3 protein-coding genes are annotated in these 4,152 nt (G+C 55.6%); 2 read left to right on the plus strand and 1 reads right to left on the minus strand.

The window, feature by feature from the left end; translation table 11 throughout:
- Positions 1-46: 46 nt before the first annotated feature.
- Positions 47-2,935: a Tn3 family transposase gene (locus SHM7688_RS17565; protein WP_058241266.1), complete on the minus strand. Its 2,889-nt coding sequence runs from the start codon at positions 2,933-2,935 to the stop codon at positions 47-49.
- A gap of 144 nt (positions 2,936-3,079) precedes the next feature.
- On the opposite strand from SHM7688_RS17565, the gene SHM7688_RS17570 reads away from it, so the two are divergent.
- Both SHM7688_RS17570 and SHM7688_RS17575 read left to right on the plus strand, forming a co-directional pair.
- A complete protein-coding gene (locus SHM7688_RS17570) occupies positions 3,080-3,541 on the plus strand; it encodes an NUDIX hydrolase (protein ID WP_058241267.1) in 462 nt (153 codons plus the stop codon).
- A complete protein-coding gene (locus tag SHM7688_RS17575) occupies positions 3,534-4,097 on the plus strand; it encodes a recombinase family protein (protein WP_058241268.1) in 564 nt (187 codons plus the stop codon). Before SHM7688_RS17570 ends, SHM7688_RS17575 begins: the two co-directional genes overlap by 8 nt.
- Positions 4,098-4,152 lie beyond the last annotated feature (55 nt).

Genomic DNA, 4,152 nt, shown 5'->3' on the forward strand with positions numbered 1-4,152 from the left:
GGGGTCTGTTCCGGCTGGGGGCAGAATGACACCTTAAGGCCGGATGTCAGCGATTTTTCCATCTGTATTCACCTGTGAGCAAGATATGTGCCCAGCCGAGGGGCGAGATGTGGGCCAGGAGGTCGGGTGAACAATCGAGACTGGCGCGTTTTCGAGCAGTTACGGCCATGCCGAGGTGTTTGGTGTTCCAATAGATGATGATCGCGGCGAGCAGGTTCAGCCCGGCCATTCGATAGTGCTGGCCTTCGGTTGTGCGATCTCGGATTTCACCCTGACGTCCGATCCGCAGCGCGTTTTTCAGTGCGTGATGTGCCTCGCCTTTGTTCAGGCCGATTTGGGCACGGCGCTGCATGTTGGCGTCGAGCAGCCATTCGATGATGAACAAGGTTCTCTCGATACGTCCGATTTCCCGTAAAGCAACGGCCAGCTCATGCTGGCGAGGGTATGAAGCGAGCTTTCGCATAAGTTGGCTCGGCGGCATTACACCCGCCGCCATGGTGGCAACCGCGCGCAGAATGTCTGGCCAATTATCGATGATGAGCTTTTCTCTGATCTTGCCACCAATCAGGCCGCGCAGTTCTTTTGGCGCTGCCCCAGGATCAAAGAGATAAAGCCGCTTGGACGGTAGGTCGCGAATGCGCGGAATGAACCGATAAGATAGCAGCGCTGTGACGGCGAACACATGATCTGTAAAGCCGCCGGTGTCGGCATACTGTTCTTTGATCTTCCGTCCGGTCTCATTCATCAGCAAACCGTCCAGGACATAGGGTGCCTCGTTCACCGTGGCTGGGATGTTTTGTGTGGCGAACGGGCCAAACTGGTCGGAGACATGGGTGTAAGCTTTGAGTCCTGGTTCGGAACCGTATTTCGCATTGATGAGATTCATCGCCTCGCCCTGCCGCGCGGCGGAGAAGAATTGCCCGTCGCTTGATGCGGTGATGCCGCTGCCCCAGTTTGCGGCCATAGGTAATTCCGACTGTGCTGCGATCACCAAGGCGAGCGCCCGGTTGATAGCATCGCTTTCGATATGCCACCGGGAGAGACGCGACAGTTGGAAATAATCGTGGGAACTGGTGGCCTCTGCCATTTTGCTGAGACCGAGGTTCAGTCCTTCGGCCAGCAACACGTTCAAAAGCCCGACGTGATCTTTGCAGGGAACGCCCGTCCTCAAGTGTGTAAAGGCTTCAGTAAAACCGACATCATTATCAACTTCCTGCAGCAAATCGGTGATCCTAACCGCAGGCAGGCGACCATAGAGGTCGAGCACCATGTCGTCGGCTGCTTCGGGCACGGCCCTGGTCAGGCGATCCAACTTGAGAACGCCGTCTTCAATTGACCCACCTGGGATCACACCGGCTCGCGCAGCTTTGGCCAGCTTTTCAAGGCTTTTCTGCAGCCGTGCCTTACGGTCTGCTAGCCATATTTCCGGTTCAAGCGGCATGGTCAAACGGGGCGAAGCCCTGGCTGCTTCTATCGGTACAAGAGCCTGTTTTAAATCAGCATAACGCCTGGAATGTCGGAGCCACATGTCGCCAGAGCGGAACGCCTCCCGAATTTGGAACAATACAGCGACCTCCCAAAGCCGGTTGTCATCGGGCTCCTGAGTATTGAGGTGGCGATGCCACTTCGAGTTTCTGCGGAGGAAAGATGTCTGACGGGGTGCGTCCTTTTGATCGTCGGCGATGATCTTTGCGGCTTGTATCAAGGGCGAAGCCACAGCAGCGGAGTGGATATCCAGTGCGCGCAGCATGCGTGGCGCGTATCGTCGGAATCGGTGATATCCATGAACAACATGGGCCAAGGCATCAGCGGCCATTGTGTCCGTCAATTCGGCAGCGGTTGCCACCATACGTTCGAGGTGAACCCAACCACATGCCACCTCCGTGGCCGCGTCGAGAGATGCGCCATCTCCCTTAGCCTCCAGCAGGGCAGCGCCAAGTCCTTTGAAAGAACGCAAAGTCTCCTGCAGAGACGATCTGGCATCGGTAATCCGAGTATCGCACAGCTTCTTCGCGTCCCGCCAGGTTTTGCCAACGATCCGGTCATGGGTTTCGACCACAGCGTCTGTAATAGTGGCGGCCCACTCGATTGCGCATACCGCGAGGATCGCCAAACGCCGGTCGCTTGTGATGTCGCGCAGGCCATCTGCGAAGTACCTTTCACCCTGGCGGCGCAGACGTGTGACCCGGTGGGGTGGAACATCCGCCAAAACTTCGGGGGACATATCCAATGCCTGCAGGAATTCTAATCTATCCAGAAGCCGGGATGCACCTGCTGAGTTGTTGCCCACCTCAAACTGCCGCAGCCAGACGAACCGACTGACATTGCCATCGAGCATCTCAGTCAGAAGCGTATCCAGTCGCTCCCTCATCTGGTTATCCAGCCTGTTGGCGATCCGGCTTTCTATTCCGCGCTCCGCCGCGACAAGCGCATCTGCACACAGCCGTTCGATGACCGAAACACCGGGAAGGATCGTTTGTGTCCTGCGGCATTCCTCGACGAACCGTCGCGCCAGGTCTTCATTTGACCGGGCCGTTTCAGCCTGATGCTCAAGCCATGCCCTGAGACAGCGGGCACCTTGCCCGGAAAACATCTTGAACCCATAGATTTGCCGCAAGGCATGCAGATGTTGTTGCCGGGTTTGGCGACGCGACGCGTATGGCAAAATATCATCGCCGGTTAGACCCAACTGAGCTGCGATGAAACGCAGCACCTTTTCTGGGATCACTTCATCGGATGAAAGCAATCGCCCAGGATACCGGAACGCGCAAAGTTGCAATGCAAAGCCAATCCGGTTCTCTGACCGTCTTCGAGCATTGATATGCTCAAGATCGTCGTCAGCCAGTATGTAGTGTTGCAGCATGTTTACTTCGTCAGTGGGTAGATTAAAGAGCGCCGAACGCTGGCGTTCGGTCAGAATTGATCGTCTTGGCATGAAAGTGTCCTCAAAATGATGTTAATCATTTTGAGACAATGCATAATATAAAGACGAATAATGAGACAGCTTGGGGTGCTTAAAGCCGTATCTTTGTTGTCGACTTCGAACTGCCCCTAAAACGAACAGTTAAAAGACAGTCCTATGCTCCCAGTCAAAAGCTTCAGCGTTTCGATATTCATTCTCAAACCCGATGACGGCGAGACCAAGGTACTGCTTCTTCGCCGCACAGGATATTTGGCAGGTCTATGGTGTCAGATCGCGGGTGGCATCGAGGTCGGAGAAAAAGCATGGCAAACTGCGATCCGCGAGGTTCGCGAAGAAACAGGCATCGGGCTTACGGAAATCTGGTCGGCCGACATCCTGGAGCAATTCTACGAGGCGGACAAAGAATGCATCACTTTGGTGCCTGTCTTTGTTAGCACGGTGCCCCCAGATACCACCGTCACGTTGAACGACGAACATGACGCCTATGAGTGGGTCAGCTTTGAGAAGGCAAACACCATGCTCAGCTTCCCAGGGCAGCAAAAAGCCTTGGCGGCCGTGAAAGCCGAATTCGTCGTTAAGGAACCAAACCAGCATCTGAAGATTGAAATGAATGGCTAGGGCGGGCGATATCCTTGGCTACGCGCGGGTCTCAACCGTCGACCAAGACCTCAGTGGTCAGATCAAACGCCTCAAAGATGCCGGGGCCATCCGTGTGTTCGAGGATGTTGTTTCGGGCAAACAGTTTGACCGCCCCGGCCTATCTGCCTTGATTGATCACGCCCGCCCCGGTGACAGCTTGGCCATCATCCGGCTGGACAGGCTCGGGCGTTCGCTCAAAGAACTCCTGGAAACCGTCGAAAACCTAAAAACCCAAGACATCGGGCTGATCAGTCTCGAAGAGCGCATCGACACCACGTCCGCCGCCGGTGAACTCATTTTCCACGTCTTTGGAGCCATCGCCCATTTTGAACGCCGCCTCATCTCAGAACGCACAAAAGACGGCATCAAAGCCGCAAGAGCGCAGGGCCGAAAACCCGGGCGGCCGCCCCTCAAAGCCGAAACCGTCTTGGCATTGCAAAACCTCGTCCAAGCCGGAATGACCGCCGGACAAGCCGCAAAACAGCTCGGCATCGCAAGATCAACAGCTTACAGATTGATTAAAGAACTGGGATAAACCCCTTTCAGGGGCTTACGGTGTCATTCTGCCCCCAGCCGGAACAGACCCCCAG

Source organism: Shimia marina, assembly GCF_001458175.1.
Lineage (GTDB): Bacteria > Pseudomonadota > Alphaproteobacteria > Rhodobacterales > Rhodobacteraceae > Shimia > Shimia marina.